This window comes from Paenibacillus ihbetae (genome assembly GCF_002741055.1).
GTDB classification, from domain to species: domain Bacteria; phylum Bacillota; class Bacilli; order Paenibacillales; family Paenibacillaceae; genus Paenibacillus_AQ; species Paenibacillus_AQ ihbetae.
On sequence record NZ_CP016809.1, the window covers coordinates 2,826,581 to 2,849,130 of the forward strand.

Below are 22,550 nucleotides of genomic sequence, written 5' to 3' on the forward strand. Positions count from 1 at the left end.
TACAACCGGGTGCGAAATTATACGGGTGTGAGTGGACGCTGGTGCGAATAAAAACAGATGCGTAAGCAACAGGTGTGATAGATGCGGTGCGGATAGAGACGGGGCAAATAGAGACGGTACGAGAAATGGTGCGAAGGTGCGGATAGAAGTGATGCCGTAGAAAGACCGAGCGGCTGTGCCGCTCGGTCTTGATCATGCTATAGCATCAACCGCTACGTGGTAGCTTGTTTTCGCTCATTTCACTCTAACCGCCTCGATTCCTTCGAGGTCGCTTGGAATCATATTTTTCCGCCGGTAAATCGACAGGATCAGGCCAACGACAGCCAAATCTATGAGCTGGTTCGTTCCGCCGTAGGAGATGAAGGGCGGGTCCAGACTAAAGGCCGGGATGATCCCTAACCCCATAAACAACGGAATAAGCATGCGCATACAGAAGACGATGATAACCGCCATCACGATATGTTTCGCATAGGCATCCTGCAGCACCGAGGAGATCGTCCAGATTCTAGCAAGAAACAAAAATACCATAATCCCCAGCGCAATTCCGAACAGCCAGCCGAAGCAGTAAATGAGATATGTAAATACCGACTCGCTATAAATATAAGGAATTCCAGGGTTGGGCGCACCGAATCCATGGCCGAACCAACCTGCAGAGGAAACAGCTTCCGATGCAGCGCGCATAACGTACCCGCCGTCTCCCTCACGATCCATGATCCTTTCGAGCCTCCACATGAGGTACTGCTGCTTCGTTACAAGCACAATTGCCAAACTCGTGAACGGCACGATCATCAGTAAGAAGAATTGCCGGAAATTACGGCTTGTTGCCCAGGTCATCCCCGTAAATCCTAGCAAATAGATGACCAGATGTACCATCGAATCGCTCAAAGCATACAGCACAACAGGCAATACGCCACGATAGAGTGTGATTAGCATACCCTTCCATAGTCCCCACTGGCTTGCGGGCTTCATTCCCGCCAAGGCAATCAGGAGAAGCAAGATGGATACATTGCCAAGAGTCGGAATCGCGAACGAACCGATACTCAAATATAAGGCCTGTCCGTTAATGGTAACCCCTTGAAAAAGCGTGTACGCCATAAGACAAAGTGTGATGAAGAACAATGCGCCCGAGTGTTTCTTCAATTTTCGGTAGTCCAGGAAATAAAGCAGGACGAGGAAAATGGCGCCAAGGCCAAGGAATGTCGCCTTTTGGGCAAATAAACCAGTCTTTGACGGTCCATCCGAATAATCAACATTTAGCATGCCGACCAAACCAATGACGGACAGCATACCGATCAGCATAAGCAGCTTCCAATCCAGCTGCGGCCGGTGGGCCATGTGCAGACTTCGCCCGATCTCCTCCGGCTCGCCCATCTGACGAACCGCCTCCAGCACGGCCGGCTCCTCGGCATTCCCCTCCAGCATCAGCAGCTCTGCCCGCTCCTCGATATGGCTTAGCAGCTCTTCGCGGATCTCCGCATGCATGGGCTTAGCCCGAACCTGCTTGCACACGCGGTCCAGAAAATCCTGTACTGTCCTGTACTCTTCAATGTACCGCAAGGTTAGCTTCCCTCCCCAATGACGGTATCTACCGCGGTGCGGAACGTAATCCATTCTCTGGTCTTCTCATGAAGCTGATCCTTCCCCCGCTCCGTGATCCGATAATACTTCCGTTTGCGTCCATCAACCTGACTCCAATAGGATTCAAGCCACCCTTCCGCCTCAAGCGTATGCAGGATCGGATACAGCGTGCCTTCCTTCATAACGAATACACCGTCCGAGCTTTGCTCGATCTCCTTGATCAGCTCATACCCGTACATCTCCCGCTTGTTCAAGACGGTCAGCAGTAAAATGACGGTGCTGCCCTTCAGCAGCTCTTTGTTGATGCCCATCCTGCTCTCACCCCTATACCTAGTAAATCTATGTATCGTAATCCTAGGTATAAGTATAAATCATCCTCCCCTGATTCGCAATCCTAAAAAGGCTAAATTATCGCATGAAAACAACGCTAATTATGCGTGTATGAAGCGACCGCGGTCCACGATATGATAGAGTTGATTTCAATTCGGCTGCAACGTGTAGACGCTGCTCGGCTGTTACTGACAGCGTTTCCATTTCACAATCATGCTAAGAAATGAGGTTATATCATGAATTATCCATTCCAGAATCCGGATCTTCCCTTAGAAGAACGGGTTAACGACCTGGTCTCAAGATTCACGCTGGAGGAGAAAATCGAGCTCATGTGCCAATACCAGGTGGAAATTCCCCGTCTTGGCGTGCAAAAATACAAACACGGCACCGAAGGTGCCCACGGCGTTGCATGGCTTGGCGAGGCGACGGTCTTTCCCCAAAATACCGGGCTTGCCTGCACCTGGAACCCCGAGCTGATGCGTCAGATCGGATCGGTCATCGCCGATGAGGCCCGCGTCTACTACCAGCGCGACAAGGCCGTCAACGGCCTGACCATCTGGGCGCCGACCGTCGATATGGAACGCGACCCCCGCTGGGGACGCACCGAGGAAGCCTACGGCGAGGACCCGCATCTGACCGGCGAGCTGTCCACCGGACTTGTTCAAGGCATGCAAGGCGACCATCCTTTCTACTACAAAACGGTCGCAACCCTTAAGCATTTCTACGGCAACAACAACGAGGTTGACCGCGGCAGCGCTTCGGTAAGCATCGACCCGCGCAACAAGCGGGAGTACTATTTGAAGGCCTTCGAGCCGGCTTTCCGTAAAGGCGGCGCCAAATCAATGATGACCGCTTATAACGGCATTAATGGGACGCCGTGCAATCTGAACGATGAGGTAAACCGGATCGTCAAACAGGAATGGGGCATGGACGGATTTGTCGTCGGCGATGCCGGGGACGTGCTCGGCACCGTCATGGATCATCACTACGTCGATTCCTACGCCGAGGCTGTAGCCCGTTCCGTAAAGGCCGGAATCGACAGCATTACCGATGACCAGGAGATCTCCTTCCGCGCCCTCCGCGATGCGCTGGAGCAGGGACTGCTTACAGAGCAGGATCTCGATCACGCCCTCCGCAACACGTTTCGCGTCCGCTTCCGCCTCGGCGAATTCGATCCGGAGGACCGCAATCCATACAGCTACGTCCCGGAATCCAAGCTGTGCGCGCCCGAGCATGCTGAGCTGTCCTTGCGGGCTGCTCGTGAATCCGTAGTCCTGTTGAAGAACGACGGCCTGCTGCCGCTGAACAACGATATGCCGTCGGCAGCGGTGATCGGCCCGCTTGCGGATGAAGCCTTTACCGACTGGTACAGCGGCACGCCGCCATACCGGACCACGCCGCTCCAAGGCATTACGGAGAAAATGAACGGCCGCAAGGTAAACTTCCATACCGGGCTGGATCAAGTGCGTCTGCGCAGCGCGGCTAGCGGTCAGTACGTTACGTTGGCGGACGATAACGGGCTTCTCTTCGGAACGTCCGAGTCTTCGGAGGCTGCCCTCTTCGAACGCAACGATTGGGGCTGGGGATCCGTTACGCTCCGCCTTGTGAGCAGCGGCAAATTCGTGACGGAGACCGAGAACGGTCTTCAGGCAACCGCTGACGAAGCCCGCGGCTGGTTCGTGAAGGAAGCCTTTAGTCTTGCGGCGCTTCCGGACGGTACAACGGTCATGACTTCATGGGAAGGCAAGCCGGTCATTCTGGATCAACAAGGCCGGTTAACCGTCGGTGCTGACGGTGCTGAGGCCGCGCCGCTTGTGGTGGAGACCGTTCAGGATGGCATCGAAGCAGCGGCAGCTGCGGCGAAAACGGCCGAAACGGCTATCGTATTCGTCGGCAACAGCCCGTTCATTAACGGCAAGGAAACCATCGACCGTCCTGATATCGTGCTCCCGCCATCCCAGCAGCAGCTGATCCAAGCGGTGCATGCGGCGAATCCGAATACGGTTGTCGTCATTGTGGGCAGCTATCCGTTCGCCGTGAACTGGGAGCAGGAGCACGTACCTTCCATCGTCTTCACGTCGCATGCCGGCCAGGAGCTCGGCCGTGCCTTAGCGGATGTCCTATACGGAGACTACAATCCGGGCGGCCGATTGAACATGACCTGGTATAAATCCGTTGATCAGCTTCCGGACCTGATGGACTACGATATTATTAAAGGGAAACGTACGTATCAGTATTTTGACGGGGACGTGCTCTATCCGTTCGGACACGGGCTTAGCTATACCCGCTTCGCGTACCGCGGGCTGTCCATCAGCGAGCCCGTCATGAAAGCGGACGGTCAGGTTACGGTCTCCGTTCAGGTGCGCAATGAAGGCGATCGTGCCGGCGACGAGGTCGTCCAGTTGTACGTCAGAGCGAACAACTCCCGCGTCGTGCGTCCGCTCAAAACGTTAAAGGGCTTCCGCCGGATTCACCTGGAACCGGACGCCGTTGAAACGGTAAGCTTCAAGCTCGCCGCCGAGGAGCTGGCACTCTGGGACGTTACGCGCGAGCGTTACTGCATCGAAAGCGGCGAATACACCGTTATGGTCGGTCCTTCCTCTTCACAGGCTGCCGAAACGGCTATCCTGCAAGTGGAAGGAGAAGTCATTCCGCCGCGTTCCTTATCCGGGCGTGTCCGTGCCGTCAATTACGACGATTACAGCGGGGTGTTCATCGACGAATGCCGCGAAGGCGGCGAAAGCATCCGTGTCGCCAAGGAAAGCGGATGGATCGCCTTCCATGACGTTGAGTTCAGCGGGCCTGCCACTACGTTCGAGGCCAGAGTGTCCGGCCATATTCGGGGCGGGGAGCTGGTTCTTGCAACGGGCAGCCCAGACGGCCCTGTCATCGGAACCTGCAAAGTGATCCCGACCGGAGGACGCCAGGCTTGGACGACCGTCAAGACGTCCGTGGAGGCCTTATTCGGCCGACACGATGTGTTCCTTATCTTGAAAGGCGAAGTTCAAGTCAGCTGGCTGCGGATGGTTTAATCGACGAAACGCTTATCTTTGGCAATCGCCTGCCCTCTACATTCCTAGAACATCTGTCCCTCATTTTAGAGCGGGACAGGTGTTCTTTTGCTATTTTAGAGTCATAGGGTTACGGATCGTTCCCCTTCCCTTGGCTATCTCGGAAAATGAACCTTTTCCAAGGGTCATTTGTTTATATGGCATAACGCGAAGAAAGGAGTGCCGTAATTGACCGAACGTGAGCTGTTTGATTCGTACAACAAGGAAGTATACCGGACTTGTTATTACATGCTCCGAAACGCGCAGGATGCGGAGGATGTATGCCATGACGTATTCGTCACCGTATTTCGGCAGGACTGGAAGCGCATCGAGAATATCCGGGCATGGATTATGCGCATCACGATGAATCACTGCCTGAATCTGCTTAGGAAGAACCAGACGAAACGCGAGAAGCAGCCCCAGGTTCAGTGGCTCCATGAGCACAAGGCCGCATCGATCAAATCGGTCGACGCAGTCGTGCTCGAGAGAGAGACCTCAGCCGAATGGGATAAGCTGCTCAAACAGCTCCCCGATAAGCTGCTTGCGGTTGTAACCCTCCGGTTTATCGGCGAGCTGTCGATGGCGGAAATCGCCGATACCTTGCATATTCCGCAAGGAACCGTGAAGTCAAGGCTCCATAAAGCATTGAAGCTGATGCGCAAGAAGCTGGAACAAAATCATTCCGTATGGTTGAAGGGAGAGGAACGACTTGGAACGTCTTGAGAATCAAATGAAAAACCAAATGAAACACTCCAACACGGTGCCTTATCCGGATTTCGACCGGATGTGGAGCAGCATCCAGCAGGGCGAGCTGCGGACAGCCGCCGGAGGAGAATTAGCAGCCCCCCGTTCGCGCAGCCGAAAGCGGACCGCGATTGCGATCTCGTTATCTGTCGCCCTTATGGCAACGCCCGTATACGCAGCAGTGACCTATGATTGGTCAAATCTTCTGTCCTTCAGAGCCGGTATTGAGACTGCCCTGGAACAGGGGCTCGGCCAAACGATCGAGCAATCGGTCACCCGGGACGGCATCACGTTGACCCTGCATACCGCCTTTACGGATGAGAACCGCACCTTCCTCCTGTACAGCCTAGATCCCGGAGCGTCAGGGAAGGGGAAAAATATCGGGTTCGAGAACATAGGACTTCAGGATGCCGATGGCAAGTTAATTAAAGGCTACTACTATCACCAATGGAATGAGGAGCTTCAGGTCTTCCAGGGATACTTCGAAACCGATTGGGTACTGAATGAGCGCCAAGCCGAGATGGAGTTTGTCGTGGAAAACATCCGTTTTATCGGAGACGGCAGCCAAACGATCGCTTTCCGTCCCGACCATCCGGAGACGCAAACATTCGAGATCCAGAAGGACGGGATCGACACGGTTACGCTGCAATCCTTCGATCAGCCCGGAGACAAGGTTCTGCTGAATTCCGTCATTACCTTTACCGATCCGGCCGTTCAGTCTAACAGCTGGGTACGAATCGAAGCAACGGATAAGGAAGGGGCGCGCATAAAGGAAACGGAAACCCCGGTATTCGGGACACCGGGAGCGTCCGACGAATATTCGAGCCAACAGGTGTTTTCCGCAGCCTCCTTACGCGCCGAAGGAACGACGTTCCAGCTCAAATACGAGCGTACGCTCGGAACGGCCGATGGAACTTGGAGCCTGGGCACCTCTCTTTCGAAGAAGCAGCTGGAGGACAGCTCGTTTAGGGAACGGTTGAATATTCCAATCACCGAGGTGCCAGGCGGAACGAAAATCGACGAGATGATCGTCACGCCAACTCAGGTTCGGCTCGTCTTGACCCGCGAAGAGAAATTTACAGGAGCCCATTATATGAACTATAAGCTGGACGTGGGCGGCAAGCTTCTCCATGGCAGCGTGTGGCTCGTGCCGAATCAATCAAACAAAACGGAGCTTCGGTTCGAAATGGCCGGCCTTACGCCTGAAAGCTTGGCCCAACAACCATTAACGCTGATTGCCAACCACAGGGTCGATGAGTACAAGGGCGATGGCCGGCCGGTGGTCCGGTTAACCGGGATCTCGACAGAGCGGCAAACTATAACCTCCAGCGTTGGGGAGTATCCTGTTACATGGACCTATTACATGAAGGACGGCAATCTGTACGTAGAATCCAGCAGCACGGATTCCGCGTTCGGCGGAGTGAATCAAACCTATTATCTAGACGGCAAGGATCGGGAATACGGAAGACCCGCCATCCTCGGGGTGTTCGGAGACGGAAATAATCAGCATATGGACGTGTATGAAAACTATAACGGAACCGAGCAGGAGCTGTATATCTATAACTATACGACCACCCAGCCTGACGACGAGCTTCGCGTTCCAATTAGACATGGAAAATAAGTCATGATGACATCGGTGCGTTGCTTAGCGACCACGCTGGTACGACAAGCCATTAACGCACGTCGCAGCCAATTCGCGGGCAGCCAACCATTTAGCAGCTGAGCGAAGCCCACAATCCGGCCGCTCCCTCATTTTTCGCGGCTGACAGCCTAAGCGAGCTCTCTCGCCCACAAAAACAGCAGCCCTTCTGGCAGAATCTCTGCCCAGCGGGCTGCTGTTTTTCACTGCCGATAATCCGGTTCTGCCGGGTTCTCCGCACTGGCCCAGTCATGCTCACCCTATGCCTTTCGAAGGTGCCTTTGTTAGGGTATCTTCAGCTAAGGTCCACAGCTAAGGTCCGCTAGAAAGTGCTGGATTTGCTTGGTCAAAATTTTTTTTCAAATGGACGTCACAATTCCAATGGCCCGGTTGTCATAAGGGTGAACACAAAATAAAACAACCGCAAAGGAGACCCTCCCATGACCCTTAGAATGAATCACAGATCCGCCAATCCAAATGCCTTTAAGTCGCTGCTCGCCTTAGAGCAGTCCGCCAAAAACAGCGGCCTTGACCACAAGCTGTACGAACTGATCAAGCTTCGGGCGTCCCAAGTCAACGGCTGCTCGTATTGCGTCGATATGCATGCCAAAGACTTGCTGTCCATGGGGGAAAGCACCGAGCGGCTGCTCCTCCTCCCGATGTGGCGGGAAGTACCGATCTATTCCGAGGCTGAGCGTGCCGTTCTGGAGCTGACCGAATGCGTGACGAAGCTCCATGTGGCCGGCGTTCCCGACGACGTCTATGCGCGCGTGCGGGAGCATTTCGGCGAGAAGGAATACGTTGATCTGATCCTGGCCATTAGCACAATCAACGCCTGGAACCGGTTCGGCGTGTCTACCGGCATGTTCCCGGGCTGCTTCGATTAAATCGGAGCAGTTTATCGGGATTTACCATAAGAAAGATCCGTCTGATGCGGGAGACGTCAGGCTCCCACTCTACGGACAGCACCATCGCAACCCGGCCGTTCTGTTTCAGCTGAAGCCCGGGCTCCCCATTCACCGCAACCGGCTCAAAGCCTTCACGGAATCTCCCCTTTGCCGAAAGGCCCTCGAAAAAGGCGCGTACCCGATCGACCCCCAGAATGGGCTTAAGCGCAGCTCTTGCCTTGCCCCCTCCATCCGAGATGAGCGTCACCTCATCCGTCAAAAATGCCAGCAGAGGTTTAAAATTGCCCTCATCGGAAGCTTTCAAGAATGCCTCGACAAAACGCTCCTGCGCTTCTATCCGGTGCTGCCGCGTGTCCGTATTCCATGAGATTCGGCCAATCTTCTGCTTGGCCCTGCTGAAGATTTTCCGGCAGCCGGGCTCCGTCTTGCCGAGCATCTCCGTCAGATCCTTGTATTCCAGCCCTAGCGTTTCCTTGCATACGTACACTGCACGTTCCAGCGGCGTCAGCTGCTGAAGGAGCACCAGGTAAGCATACCCTATATTTTCACGGCGCTCGGCGGGATCGGCCGGCATCACCGGCCTGTCAATCGGCAGCGGCTCCGGCAGCCAAGGTCCTGTATAAGTCTCGCGCTGACGGCGGGAGGAGCGCAGGAGATTGATGCAGCGGTTCGTGGTCATTTTTGCCAAGTACGCCTTTACATTCGATACCTCCCCTTGGTCCATTGCAACAAATTGGGAAAAGACGTCCTGTACAATATCCTCCGCATCGGCGGCACTTCCCAGCATTCGGTATGCGAGGCTGAACAGGAGCGGTCGAAAGTCGGTATAAATTTGTTCCAGCAGCATAGGCTCACTCCTCGACACTTCTGCATTTTTCTATTCTTATATCATTATAAAGACATTTCAGCTGCCGTATTTGTGACATCACCTCGTGATTAGGGTGTCCCAATACAGCGAAACAGCGAGACTGAAGCTGCGGCCAGCTATCCCATCCAGGATGCCTTCCCGTTCACGGGAGCGGCCCCTATAAAATCTGTAAAATCTGTGCCCTTCTTCCTTGCAAGATCGCCCGTTTTTTCTCAAAAAATACCGCAGCGGCGACGACGGAAATCCGATCAACGGCCGGCCATATTATGTGCCTTCCTTTGGGTTCAGTAGTTTCGTCTCCTCAAATTTAGCTTAGGATTCACCGCTTTTAAAGGGGCAGTTTCCAATGACTTTTAGCGGATAGTTCCTTCGGCAAAGACCTGCTTGAAGACTTCACACTGCACAAAAACCAATAAATCTATCGACAATCGGGTAATTATTCAATAAGATATGGGGTGGCATGCATGGAACAGGCGGAGTGCATGGTGACACAACAAAGCCGTTTCGGGTAACGCGGAGTTGTGACGAAACTCCCGAATTACAGGCAGCGGCTTGCGCATTCGGGCGTATTAGGAAAATTTACTTATGCCTTCTAAGCAAGATTGAAATATAATAGAGAAACTTAAATAAAAAATCTACTGGGGGAACATCTATGAAAAAACAGCTAAACGACCCAGCTGCACCTGGAAAACAAGATCGTTTTTCTTCAGCGGGTTTCATTCTGGCAGCCATCGGAAGCTCCGTCGGACTCGGCAACATGTGGAAGTTTCCGTATATTACGGGTGAGCATGGCGGCGCCGCCTTCTTCTTGCTCTTTATCATCTGTCTCATCCTAATCGGACTGCCGGTCCTGCTGGCTGAACTCGCGATTGGACGAGCCGGCCGCGGCAGTGCGGCCACTTCCTTCGTGAAAGCAGGCGGAGCCAAAATCTTCGGCCGTCTCGGATTGCTGCAGGTCATCGCTCCGTTCCTGATTCTGACCTTCTATGTCATTGTGGCGGGCTGGACGCTCCATTATGCGGTCATGTCCTTTAGCGGAGCACTGTATGAGAGTACCGATTTTACCGGACAGTTCGGCTCCTTTACGGCAGGCTATATGCCGATTGTATGGCAGGTCGTTGCGATTGCGCTCACCGGGTGGGTTGTGGCCAGAGGCGTCTCCGGCGGAATTGAGAAATTCAATAAAATTCTCATTCCGGGTCTCGTCATCCTGCTGATCGTGCTGATGGTTCGGGCGGTCACGCTTCCGGGCGCCGGCGAGGGCGTATCCTTCTTCCTCAATCCGGACTTCTCGAAGCTGAGTGCAGAGGCTGCACTGGTCGCTCTCGGCCACGCCTTCTTCTCCTTGTCGCTTGGAATGGGAATATTGCTGACTTATGGGGCCTATGTCGATAAGCGGCAGTCGCTTGGACAAGCTACCCTTGCCATTGGCGCCGGGGACTTGATCTATGCGTTTATTGCCGGCCTGATTATTTTTCCAACGACCGCGTCCTTCGGAATCGCACCGGATGCCGGTCCGAAGCTCGTATTTATTGCACTGCCGGCCGCCTTCTCGGCCATGCCGCTTGGCGCATTCTTCGGCGGATTGTTCTTCATTCTTCTTGCCATCGCCGCATTGACCTCGGCCGTCTCCTTGCTGGAGGTGCCGGTATCATATGTCATGGACCGCTGGCATTGGGGTCGGACGAAGGCCGTGACTGCCGTGAGCTTGCTGGTGCTGCTGCTGGGACTTCCATCCGCGCTGTCGTTCGGAATTGTTCCCGGCCTTGAAGACATTGGCGGCAAGAGCTTCTTTGACTGGCTTGATTTCATTACGTCCAACATCCTGCTTCCGGTTGGCGGCTTGATTACAATATTGTTTGCAGGCTACTTCTGGAAAACGGCAGCCGATGCCGCCGGCCTCAAAGCCGGATGGTTCCGCGTGTGGCTGTTCATGCTCAGATACATTGCACCGATTCTGGTTGTCCTCGTCCTGCTGCATACAACAGGCGTCATTAAAGTCGAATAATAAACTTAAGGCAACCTGACCCGCTATAAAGCGGAATAGGTTGCCTTTTTTATGGATTGGGACTAAGCGAAATTGGCCGCGCTTATTGCTGCGATCAACAAGCGAAGCATGCGAAACCAAGTGCTCCCGCCCGGAACACATGGAAAGAATCGTATGTAATGAATCACTTTTCTGCCTTTTTAAATTATATGGAAGCTAGGCAAAAATAAAGACGTTCTCCTGATTGTTGAAGAACACCTTTAGCACTTTAGTTTAAAAAATATTATTTTATATAACAGCTGTAGTTTTCTTGCGGCTTACCCGTTTTTTATTCCTCACCGAGACCCCCAGTTTGATATCTACCGGGCATATTATACGGGATTTCAGGCGTGTGATTAGTGCTCTTTTACTGCTCCACTTTATTGTGTTTCTGCAACCTACTTTGCTGCGGATATAGAGGTGAAACCGATGCTTATAGACGGCTCTTTTTTTTCTGACAACCAAACAAAACGTTACTCGGACAGGGCTGAAGCCGTCCCTGACGGAACAATTCTTACCCTTAAGAGCCAGCGGGACCCATCTATGATCTCCAGCACCGATTGAAAAAACAGAACTGCCTGTAAGAATTTTAGTCTCCTTCATCCCGTATTCACCTGAACGGTCGCTTTCACACGATAGGTTCCCGGGGGCAAATCGCCAAATAGGTAGAGCCCTCCCTGATTCGTACGCGTAATCTGGACGATCTGTTCCACTCCTGCATTTAACGCATAGAGCGCCACCAGGGCATTGGGTATCGCTGCTTCAGTTGCCTGGTCCGTCACGATACCGCTTACGGTCCCTGTATTTGCATTCGGATCGACTGCCAGGTTGATGTCAAGGGGGGCATATTCCGGGCCTTGAATCGTAACAGGGGCACTCTGATTGGACAAAAACCCGGCTAGGGTAGCCTGAACGAAAAAGGTCCCATCCGGAAGTTCAGCAAACAAATACTGCCCGGATGCGTTGGATGTCACGGTTCCGATCGGAGTAACCGTACTCCCATTAATTTGAAAAAGACTAACCAATGCGTTATTCACAGGTTCATTATTCGTAACGTTCCTTACTATGCCAAACAATGCTCCTCTCGTTGCTGCAGGGTTTGACTGTAAAGTAATCGAAACTTGTGTCGGGCGACCTTGGGTAACTGTTAGCGGAATACGGACAGGTGTCAGGTAGCCAGGTTCAGCTGCAGTGATTAAATAAGAACCTACTGGAACATTGGGTATGATATATTGCCCCTGAGGGTTGCTGTTAACATGCTCAAATGGCACCCCTTGAGAAGTATATAATTGTACTGTAGCAAAGGGGACCGGATTTCCATTCGGCAGCAGCACTGTACCCTGCACGATACCAACGGATGTGTTGGGCGAGGCTTGAAGTGATAAATTGACACTCTCTTCTTCATGACCGTCTATGGTAACTGGAGCACTGGGTTGAAGTTTATACAAGTCCGAAATCGGCAAAACATTACCTCCCTTCACCAATCGTTCAACTCAATATATGCTCTTGCGTTTATAAGCGACTGGTTTATTGACCAGACTTTTACTATATGAACCATCGCTGATGCCCGCCAACCATGTTACTGGTCCGCTCGTTCCAATCGATGAGCTCGACGTAGCGTATGACTCAATGCTAAGCTTCAACTCTCCATAAACGGATCTACTGGCTGTAGTTCCACGCTTAGGTTGTAAGCTCCCGGTTAATTCGGTCTATCGGAATGCCCTTGTTTTCCACACTCGTACCTCTCATAAAAAGCAGTGATCGACTTGACCTTCGAGGCGAGCTGATTCAGCATCGGAGTTCCAGCAATTATTCGAACAGTCATTAAAGAATGCTTCCCCAATGCGGAATCGCCTATTTTGTCTGACAAATAGAAACGGACACCCCAAGGGGTGTCCGTTGTCCATTATTCTTCTGCTTTTAAGGTGACGTCCGCACGATCATCGCCAATGTTTCCTTGCATGAGCAAGATTGCTCTGAATCCCCCCAATTCCAATTCAGCCTATTGCCGCTTGCTCAGCAGGTTCAAGATCGCCTGGGCGCTCTCCGCCCGGGTCGTTGCATCCTTCGGCGCGAAGCTTCCGTCCGTGCGTCCCTTCATCAGGCCGTATGCCAGCGCTTCTTCCACCATTTCCGCTGCCCACGCCGAGATTTGCTCCTGATCCTTAGGAGCCGGGGCTTTAGGAGCTGTTCCGTTCGCCTCGTAAGCACGCAGAAGCATGGCCGCCATTTCTTGGCGGGTCACTGCGGCATCAGGCGCAAACATCCCGTTGCCTCTGCCGTTCACCAGCCCGTGCTGGCTAGCGGCGGCGACAGCGGAAGCATACCACGCCGAGCTGTCTACGTCTCGGAAGACGGCTTTGGTATGATCCGCTTCCAAATGCAATGCACGTGCGAGCATCGCCGCGAATTGTGCCCGTGTCAGCGGCTGCTGCGGGCTGAATGTCGATTCGCTGGTGCCGTTCACGATATGCTTAGCCGCAAGCTCCTTAACGGTCTGCTCCGCCCAGTGGCCGGCAAGGTCGGCAAACGACTTGTCGTACTCATAGGCGGCATAGATGCCGGATTGGTTAAGCTGCCCGGTCAGAAGGCCGTCACCCGGCTTGCCGCCGATATACGTCAAAGCCCCATCGGCTGCGATCCGGTAGATTCCTGCCCACTTGGCGTTGATGCCCGCTTCCAGAGCCAAACCGAACGTAATCGGAGAAGTGAACGCTTCCGGCTTGTATTCCGTACCGTCGGACAGCTTGACGGCGAGCTGAACGTCGAACATTGTGCTGCCGCGCTTGATCTTGGCCTTCACGGACGATGCCGCTTTAGACGTCATCGCATCTGCGTTCTGCTGCGCGATCTCCTGCAGCGTGAAGGAGATGACGGCATTCTTCTCCTGGCCTGCCGGTACCAGCTTCTGCAGCGAACTCAGGATTGAGGCAGGAAGTCGTACCACCAAGCCTTCCCGTTTGAGCTCCAGCGTTTTCGAGCCCAGCAAATCACCTGCCTGAAGCGGCAGCAGGATCTCCTTGTCCCCTGCTTGCAGTCCGATCGTTACGCTGCCTTGTCCGCTCTTCAGCATGTCATCGCTGATGATCCGCTGACCCGCCTCCGGTTGCTGCGGCTTCGCCGGATTCGTCGGCGGAGCAATGCCACCGGCACCTCCATCTCCGCTGCCTGAACCGCTGCCGGAGCCGGCACCTGGGCTGCCGCCGTCGTTGCCTCCTGGGTTCGTGGCAGCGTTCATCTTAATAACGACCGCGGTCAACGGCTCCAACGTAATAGAGCCGGATGTCAGCGTGAACCCCGACTTCGATGTGACCCCGCTCGTGCCGGCTTCATCGTCATCCACAAGCACTTGCCCGGAGGTCAAGTCCTCGCTCAGCGTCAGCGAACGCTCCCGGTTGTCGGCATTCACGAACACATAGTAGGAGCCGGTGCCGTCCGTTGCCTTATTTTTGTACGCGATCACCAAATCCTGCGCCTTCACTTCCGGAATCTGCAGCAGCGTCACATTGGAATCCACCAAGCCGCGGTCACCGAGCCGGAATGCGTCGCTTGATTTCCGAAGCTCAATCAGGCCTGTGGTGTACTCACGCGTCTTGTTGTTCTCCGGAAACTGGACTTCATCCGTTGCCTTCGCCCAGTCGAACATATTGATCGCATCCGAGGAATCGTAGGAGTCATGAATAAAATAGCCGAAGCTCTTGCCGTTCTCATCAAACAATTCGTGATATTTCTGCTCCGGAATCCCCTGCCCCTTCCATTGCTTGGTGCGGCCGTATTCCTGCCCGGCATGGAGGAACGCCGTTCCCTGGGATGTTAACGTGATCAGATTGCCAAGCCGGATCCGCTTATGGATCTCCGAGTCATTGGCCGGATCGGAAGGATCCTTCTTAATGGACTGCGCGATAATGTCATATAACGGCAGATTGTCATGGGCTTCGATATACTGCACGATATCGCCCGGATCGTCTTCCTTCGTATTGCTAGGCTGTGCCTTGATATTGTTGAAGATCGTCTGGATGTCCCGGGCTCCGCCGGTAATGAATCTCGGCTCCCCTTCGTGTCCGAAGCCTGATTTCAGCTCATTGCGGAACTCATCGGAAAATACGCCGACATCATCCGTTTTATCCATCCAGTTCTGGTCAGCGCCTTTGCCTGCCAGGGACGGATCGGACAGATGCCCGCCGAAAGTCACCCAACCTTCGCCGATAAACAGCGCGTTCGGATTGATCGCAGCCGCAGCATCATACGCGTGCTGGACGGATTCATATGTGGCATCCCCCATCATATCCCAGCGCATGCCGTCGATTTTGTACTCCTCGAACCAGTATTTCACCGAATCCACCATCAGCTTCTCAGCCATCTTGCGGTTGGTGGCAAGGTTATTGCCGAAGCCGCCGATGAAATTGCCGTTCGCATCCTGGAAGGAATAATAATTCGGCACGATATCGTTCAGGAAATCGGCCTTGGCCATATGCGTATACACGACATCGAGAACGACGCCCATGTCCGCTTCATGAATCGCATGAATCATTGCCTTCAGCTCTTTGATTCGAAGCTCGGGGTCGGCCGGATTCTCCGAGTAAGCGCCGTCCGGCGAGAAATAGCTGTGCGGGTCGTAGCCCCAATTGTATTCGTTGTCCTTCGCAGAGTACTCAAGCTCCCGGTTCTTCATGGCAGTCTCGTCGCCGTAGTACCATGCCATAACGGGCAGAAGCTGAACATGGGTCACGCCGAGGGATTTGATGTAAGCAAGCTTCTCCTTGAAGGCATCGTACGATCCCCATGTCGCATTGTTCAGATCATGCTCGATCGAAGGATCGGACGTGAAATCCCGGACATGGATTTCCCAAATAATCGCGTCTTCGCGCTGCTCATATCCCGGGATATCCGCAAAGTCAAACCCGGCCGGGTCTGTCCCGCTTAAATCCACAATCGCAGCTTTGCCGACGGTGTCGCCGTCCGGCCCTGCCTCGCCCTTCGTGTTGACCCGAAACTCCGCCATCGATTTGGCGTAAGGATCCAGCACCTTCTTCGTAACGCCTTGATTGGTCACTTCGTACTGGTAGTAATAGCCCCTGAAATCGGCAATCCCGAGATCCCCCGGTCTAAGCTCCGCCGACCAGACGCCGCGATCGCCCTTATGCAGAGGTACATTTCCAACCAGCTGCGTCGCGTCTCCTTTATCGTACACATTCACCGTCACATTGTCCGCCGTCGGCGCCCACAGCTTCAGCACGGCGCCTCCGCCTTGATAGGTCGCGCCGAGATCATCGCCGTCGTAGGCGTACATCTCGTCCAGCATGCGCCAGCCGGTGGAGGCCGTTACGGTCTTCCCGGCATAGGTGACCTGAAGCGGCACCTGATCCAGCGTAAAGTCAGCCTCCGCTTCGATCGTCATCCCGTCAAGGATGCTAACTTTGCTGACATTGACCGTGCTGGCGCCTTTGTCGCGGATCTGCAGCTCGGTTTGGACAGCGCCGGCTTCCAGCCCGTCCGTCATTGTAAAACCAAGACGCAGCTTGCCGGGCGCCAGTACTTCGGCCGAGACCAGCCCGGTTGCAACCTCTCCGTATGGAGATACATAAACCGTGTTGTCTCCCTCTTTCAAGAACAGATGCTGGTAGCGGTCAACCAAAGCAAAACCGCGGTCGCCTCCGTCCTTGCCTGCATCGCCCTTCGACGGATCCAGCACGATAAAGTTAATCTTCTGGGCATCCGGCTTCATCGGAATGTCGACGTAAGCCCCGTAACGGTCCGTCTGACCCGCAGGGAACATCGTCGCGCCGGCAGGCCAATTCTCCGAAGGCGCGGCCACGTCGCCCCATAGCCACAAGCCGTACGAAGAATAGTTGCCGTCCTGTCGTTGATAATGAACCCGTACGGTGTCGGCTGGCAGGTCCACCGGCTCAAACGGATATACCGTATCGGAGCCTTCCTTAAGCCAGACCTCCTTCATCTCCGGGGCTGCAATGGCGAAGTTTTTGTCGCCTCCGTCCTTGCTGCCGCTGACCCGGTCAACGACCACGATGCCGACCTTCTTGGCGTCCGCTTTCAGCGGAATGTCCACGAAAGCGCCGTATTGGTCGACTTGCCCGTCAGGAAACGGTGTCGCACCCGCCGGCCAATTTGCAGACGGCGACGCGACATCGCCAAAAACCCACAGCCCCATATTGCGATAATTGCCGTCCACCCGCTTGTAATGAACCCGAATATGATCGGCAGGGATCGGGTCATCCGGATTGGCCGGCTGCTGCGGAATTTGATAGGTTGCCGATACGCTGTGATTCACCGCGTTGTAAGCAAAGGTAACCTCAGCGTCCTCTGGCAGCTTGAGTGCTTCTTTGCTTGCCGGATAAACGTCCGCGGCGGAATCTGCCCCAAGCGCGATCTGGTATTCGTGATCGCCGCCGTAGACGTCTGCCGTCACGGTATAGACATCGTTATAATCGGTATCCTGCAGTAGGAGCCGCGCATCCGAAGCAGACCAATCGGCGGCTTCGCCGATGCCTGTCTGGAAGCTGCCGATGACCCGCGGAAGCTTGTCCGCCGCAAGCGGCTTGTAATATGTAGAATCGGCAATCCGATGCGTGCCATGATGGTAGTAGAAGGTAACCTCAGTCTCCTTATCGAGTGTAATCTCAATATTGTCGCCCTTCTTGGCACCACTGCGATTCGAATAATTGTCGAATCCGTAGCTTTCGTTCCAATCGCCATCGATCGCGATTTTATACTCATACGTTCCTGCCGGCAGTACCCCCGTCAGACGGTATTCACCGTCCCCGGTGGCGGTCATTTCGGTTGCGTCCGCCGCAGGATCCCATTCCTTGTCATGACCCAGCTTGGTTTGCAGGTTGCCGACGAGGACCACCTTGCTTGGCGGCTGGTTCGCATGTACCGTTGCAGGAGCGATGCCCAGCATGGACAGCACCAAGGATAGTATCACCAGGATGGACCACGCTCGTTTCATTGCCGGGTTCAATACGGCCCTACTCATCATCAAAAGCCTCCTTTTGTCGTTAAATGTACATACTTGAATTGAGTGCTATCATTTGCGCAAACGCTTGCATAAATAAGTAAGGGCTTTCAACCCTCAAAGCTGACGACATTCCACGACAACGGCTGGTGAAATATGCTGATCCTTCAGTTACATTGTCATAGGTTCATGTTTGAAAGCGATGATTATGGAAACGTTTGCATGTCTATTGTAGTATCGCTCCAAGATAACGTCAACCACTCTTTTACTTCATTTCTGAACAAAATGTGAGGAGTATATCGTTTGATAAAGCCAATTTTTATTAATCCTCATAATAAGCACGGTCCTATGTTTCAAATCGGGAATTGGTCTCCCATATCCTGCAAACCTCATAAAAAAATCCTTATTGCTTTCCGCCCACGATTGCAATACCATTAAACATTATAATGATATAATGTTGTGACGTGAAAATCGTGAAACAGGGGGACGATCTCGATGAAATTACGTTTCGAGGGCCTAACCGCGGATATTGAATCCGGCGCCCGGATATTATTGCATGAGCTTGGCGTGGAGCTGAGTGAGGACGGATTTCCTGTCCGCATCGGACAGTCGGAGGGCGATCATCTGGAGGCCGGCCGCGAAGCGGACCACGCCTACATCCGCTATGGAGCGAAGCATCAATTCTTCCGTGGATTGGGCCTGCTCGTTCAGCACAGCCGACATCGCGAAGCCTTCCATATTCGGGAGCAACAGCGATTCGACCAGATCGGACCTATGTTCGACCTGTCCCGCAATGCAGTGCTCACGGTAGAAAGCTTCAAGCTGATGCTGAATAAACTCGCCTTAATGGGCATGAATACCGTCATGCTGTATATGGAGGATACGTACGGGATCGAGGACGAGCCCTATTTTGGATATATGCGGGGCCGCTATACGCAGGAGGAGCTGCGGGAAATCGACGACTATGCCGATCAATTCGGCATTGAGGCGTTTCCGAGCATCCAAACCTTGGCGCATCTGGAGGAGTTCCTGAAGTGGGAGCCGATCAAGCACTACCGCGATACGAAGGGAGCGCTGCTCGTCGGCAGCGAGCGAACCGATTCCCTTATTGAACGGATGATTGAAGCAGCCAGCGCCCCGTTCCGCAGCAAGAAAATCCACATCGGCATGGACGAGGCGGAGGAACTCGGTCGAGGCAAGTATCTGGACCTGAACGGGTATGAGAGCCGCTTCGACATCATGATCGCGCACCTGGACAAAGTGCTGGCTGCCGTCCGCAAGCGCGGACTCAAGCCGATGATGTGGAGCGACATGTTCCTCAAACTCGCTTCCGGCGGAGGCGGCGATGCGGCATATTACGATAAGGACACCTCGATCCCGGAAGAGATGGCCCGCCGCATCCCGAAGGACGTGGACATGGTGTACTGGGACTATACCCATATGGAGCCGGGCGACTATAAGAAGTTGATCGCAAATCACCGTCCCCTCGGCTGCAATCTCGTCTTTGCCGGCGCGGTGTGGATTTTCAATACGTTCGGCGTCAATTACGGCCTCTCCCTGAACGCATCCGATGTCGCATTGCAGGTGTGTAAGCAGGAGGGCATCCGCGAGGTATACGCAACCATGTGGGGAGACGACGGAAATGAGGGCAATCCGTTCGCGGCCCTGCTGGGCCTTCAGTTATACGCGGAGCACGCCTACTCGGAGAAAAAGCCTTCCCAGGCCCACTTGGCCGAACGTGTGAAATTCTGCACGGGCATCGAGATGGACACCTTTCTGCTGCTCAAGGACCTGGACGAAATTCCGGGCCAGGAGCCGAACAATGCCAAGCAAAGTAATCCGTCGAAATTTCTGCTGTACCAGGATGTGCTTCTCGGTTTATTCGACAAGCAGATTGAGGGCTTGGACCTCGCGAACCATTACGCGGAGCTGGAGCAGCGCATTCGCGACAAGCGCAGCCCGGGTGCCGGGCTGGATTATCTGTTCGACATGCCGGAAAAGCTGAGCGCCGTATTGAAGCGCAAAAGCGAAATCGGCATCACCTTGAAGCGTGCCTATGATGCCAAGGACCACGAGTCGCTGCGGCATATCGCCAAAAGCGTGCTTCCTGCCATCGCGGATGCCGTCCGCGACCTGCGCGCCTCACACCGCATTCAGTGGCACCGGATGTTCAAACCTTTCGGCTGGGAGGTCATCGATATCCGCTACGGAGGCGTCCTCACCCGCCTGGACACCGCATCGCTCCGCATTCTTGATTATGTGGACGGACGAATCCCGCGGCTCGAGGAGCTGGAGCAGGAACGGCTCGTGTTCAGCACCACCAACCGGTTCAACCACAAAGGCGTCGGCTGGTGCAGCCACTATTACCGGATGGCGTCGCCAAACGTATTCTATCATGTGCTGAATCCGTTCTGATCCGGCAAACTCCGAATGGACACGAAGGCCGAAGGCCCTCGGGTTACCAGGGCGTACCTCTTGTTCATGCCGCAGCAGTGAGCCAACATCATTGAGCAAACAATGGGCCAACCACCAAGCCAACATGGAATCGACATGGAATCGACATTGAATCAACATTGAACCACATTGAACCGACATTGAACCAACATTGGACCAACATGGAATCACCTCGAATCAAAGTTAAACCGGCTTATCCGTTGAACCCAGCGTCTCATCCGCGGCTTCAGATCCGCGGTGACTCAACCCATTTGCATCAGCTGGGCTGGTCCATCCAACGAGTGACCCAAAAAAAGAGCGGCCCCAAGGGTCGCTCTTTTTTCATAAAGTCAACGTTTCCTATAATCAAAGGCACTCCCTTTACGCTACTTCATGCGATCCCATAGCGCCCCGAAGGCCTCGGCATCCATTTCGAAAAACACCTGCGCATGGCTGTATTTTGCATAAGGTCCGCTTTTGAAAAGCCGCAGCTCTACCTTGGTTCCATCCTCCAGGTTCAGATATAAGAATTTCTGTTCACCCGAACCGGCATCGTATATTCCGGCTTCCATCAGCTGGTTCTCCGCAACCGGCTTTGCCTCATATAACGCCTTGATGAAAGCATCCAGTGAAGCATCCGCGGGCAGCTCCTGGAGACGGTTCTCCCCCATGTTCCAGCTGTCAAAGTCCTGCCACTGCGCTGAGGTGATCCGGCCGTCAAGCTTAAGCTTGCCCGCGATATCCTCGCCCCGCGTTACGGTAATGCCATTCAAATGCTCATATAGATCGGCAAAAACCTGACCGTCGTGTTCTTCATAGGACATGATCCGGAACGTCTCATCATACCCCTGTACCGCGTAAATATCCGTCTCGCCGATGGTGGAGGCAAGCTCTGTATAATCCGCCTGCGTGCTCCATTCCGTAATGCCTGCCGTCGACCTGCCGAGCTTCCCGCCGCGCAGCTGCTTGGCCGTCTCGGCCGTGATCTGCGTCCCCGTCTGGGTGTAAATGTTGCCTTTATAGACGACCAGGCCGATCATATCCATCATGACGCCGTCGTCTTTCGGCAGCTCGATCGCAGGGATCTCCACCGGCTCGTATCCCGCTTCGGCCGGGTCCCGAGGCCCCTCCATCCCGGGCTGTGCATCCTGGCCATCGCTCACGGCCGGCGTCACAACAGGCGCTTCCGCGACAGGCGCATTCTCCGTGTGCCATATAATCGATATGACCAGCACTATGCCTAGCATAACGGCTGCGCCGACGCCAGCCATGCCGATCCGGCTCCTCTTTATCGGCGAATGCTTCTCTTGCTCTTTGTCCCGAATTCCACTCATCAAACGTTCCTCCAATCCTTGATCAGGCTCTATACGATCGATCAGTCGCTTGTAATCCTTCCGGTTCATGGGCACTCCTCCCCTTCCAGGTCCATTCGCAGCAGCTTTCTGCCGCGCTGAAGACGCATTTTGACGGCAGATTCGCTGATCTGGAGAATGCCGGCGATTTGCCGCACCGAATAATCCTCGTAATAAAACAGATGAATAACCGACTTATATTTAAAAGGCAGGCCCATCACATGATCCATGAGCAGACGTTCCGACGGCTCCTCGAAGTAATCGTCCATATGCTCCATGCGGGTCACCCGTTTGCGCCACAGACTGGACAGCATGTTTTTGCACTGGTTTGTGATCACCCGGATCAGCCAGGCTTTCTCGTGCTCCCGGTCAATGAACACAGGTGCTTTGTTCATCAGCTTGATGAACGTTTCCTGCATGGCTTCCTCGGCATCCTGCTTGTTTCCAAGGTAAACCATCGCAATTTTGAACAGCATGCCGCCGTATACTTCATAGGCTTCCGCAATATCCCCGCCCGGCCGGAGCGAATATGTCTGCATGGTGTTTCAGACCTCCTTTTACCCTTAACACAGTTATGGACGCAGATCGGTCACATTTGGGTACAAAAAAAGAGCCGTTCCCATTAGGGAACAGCTCTTTTGAGGGCGAA

13 protein-coding genes are annotated in these 22,550 nt (G+C 54.0%); 6 read left to right on the forward strand and 7 right to left on the reverse strand.

The genetic code is table 11. The features are described 5' to 3' along the window. Nucleotides 1-234 precede the first annotated feature (234 nt). Both BBD41_RS12670 and BBD41_RS12675 read right to left on the reverse strand, forming a co-directional pair. On the reverse strand, nt 235-1,557 hold the full coding sequence (locus BBD41_RS12670) for an FtsW/RodA/SpoVE family cell cycle protein (protein ID WP_077570284.1): 1,323 nt from the start codon (nt 1,555-1,557) through the stop codon (nt 235-237). Between the two features lie 2 nt (nt 1,558-1,559). Next, nucleotides 1,560-1,889, reverse strand: coding sequence for a PadR family transcriptional regulator (locus BBD41_RS12675; protein WP_077570286.1), 330 nt, complete (start codon nt 1,887-1,889; stop codon nt 1,560-1,562). Between the two features lie 255 nt (nt 1,890-2,144). Here BBD41_RS12675 and BBD41_RS12680 point away from each other — a divergent pair, with 255 nt between their 5' ends. The 4 genes from BBD41_RS12680 to BBD41_RS12695 all read left to right on the forward strand — a co-directional run bounded on the left by BBD41_RS12680 (nt 2,145) and on the right by BBD41_RS12695 (nt 8,228). Beyond that, on the forward strand, nt 2,145-4,940 hold the full coding sequence (locus tag BBD41_RS12680) for a glycoside hydrolase family 3 protein (RefSeq protein ID WP_099477797.1): 2,796 nt from the start codon (nt 2,145-2,147) through the stop codon (nt 4,938-4,940). Nucleotides 4,941-5,147: 207 nt separating this feature from the next. Further along, nucleotides 5,148-5,681 carry an RNA polymerase sigma factor gene (locus tag BBD41_RS12685; RefSeq protein ID WP_077570290.1) on the forward strand — a complete coding sequence of 178 codons (534 nt, stop codon included), beginning with the start codon at nt 5,148-5,150 and terminating at the stop codon, nt 5,679-5,681. Further along, nucleotides 5,668-7,323, forward strand: a complete 1,656-nt coding sequence (locus BBD41_RS12690; protein ID WP_077570292.1) for a DUF4179 domain-containing protein — start codon at nt 5,668-5,670, stop codon at nt 7,321-7,323. The genes BBD41_RS12685 and BBD41_RS12690 overlap by 14 nt, the downstream gene beginning before the upstream one ends. A 458-nt stretch (nt 7,324-7,781) precedes the next feature. Further along, a complete protein-coding gene (locus tag BBD41_RS12695; RefSeq protein ID WP_077570294.1) occupies nt 7,782-8,228 on the forward strand; it encodes a carboxymuconolactone decarboxylase family protein in 447 nt (148 codons plus the stop codon). Here BBD41_RS12695 and BBD41_RS12700 read toward each other — a convergent pair. Beyond that, nucleotides 8,197-9,096: a sigma-70 family RNA polymerase sigma factor gene (locus tag BBD41_RS12700; RefSeq protein WP_099477798.1), complete on the reverse strand. Its 900-nt coding sequence runs from the start codon at nt 9,094-9,096 to the stop codon at nt 8,197-8,199. The genes BBD41_RS12695 and BBD41_RS12700 overlap by 32 nt on opposite strands. Before the next feature lie 673 nt (nt 9,097-9,769). On the opposite strand from BBD41_RS12700, the gene BBD41_RS12705 reads away from it, so the two are divergent. Continuing rightward, a complete protein-coding gene (locus tag BBD41_RS12705; RefSeq protein WP_099477799.1) occupies nt 9,770-11,125 on the forward strand; it encodes a sodium-dependent transporter in 1,356 nt (451 codons plus the stop codon). A gap of 617 nt (nt 11,126-11,742) precedes the next feature. Here BBD41_RS12705 and BBD41_RS12710 read toward each other — a convergent pair. Next, nucleotides 11,743-12,606, reverse strand: coding sequence for an MSCRAMM family protein (locus tag BBD41_RS12710; protein WP_099477800.1), 864 nt, complete (start codon nt 12,604-12,606; stop codon nt 11,743-11,745). Between the two features lie 539 nt (nt 12,607-13,145). Beyond that, the gene (locus BBD41_RS12715) at nt 13,146-18,140 is read right to left on the reverse strand and encodes a pullulanase (protein ID WP_099477801.1); all 4,995 of its coding nucleotides are present in this window, start codon (nt 18,138-18,140) and stop codon (nt 13,146-13,148) included. Nucleotides 18,141-18,611: 471 nt separating this feature from the next. Between BBD41_RS12715 and BBD41_RS12720 the strand changes: the two genes are divergently transcribed. Next, entirely contained in the window at nt 18,612-20,531 is a 1,920-nt protein-coding gene (locus tag BBD41_RS12720) for a beta-N-acetylhexosaminidase (RefSeq protein WP_099477802.1), read from the forward strand. Nucleotides 20,532-20,935: 404 nt separating this feature from the next. Here BBD41_RS12720 and BBD41_RS12725 read toward each other — a convergent pair whose 3' ends face one another. Together BBD41_RS12725 and BBD41_RS12730 are read right to left on the reverse strand one after the other, a co-directional pair. Then, nucleotides 20,936-21,952 (reverse strand): hypothetical protein, encoded by a 1,017-nt coding sequence (locus BBD41_RS12725; protein WP_099477803.1) that lies wholly within the window; start codon nt 21,950-21,952, stop codon nt 20,936-20,938. Beyond that, nucleotides 21,949-22,440, reverse strand: coding sequence for an RNA polymerase sigma factor (locus BBD41_RS12730; RefSeq protein ID WP_099477804.1), 492 nt, complete (start codon nt 22,438-22,440; stop codon nt 21,949-21,951). Before BBD41_RS12730 ends, BBD41_RS12725 begins: the two co-directional genes overlap by 4 nt. Between the last annotated feature and the right edge of the window lie 110 nt (nt 22,441-22,550).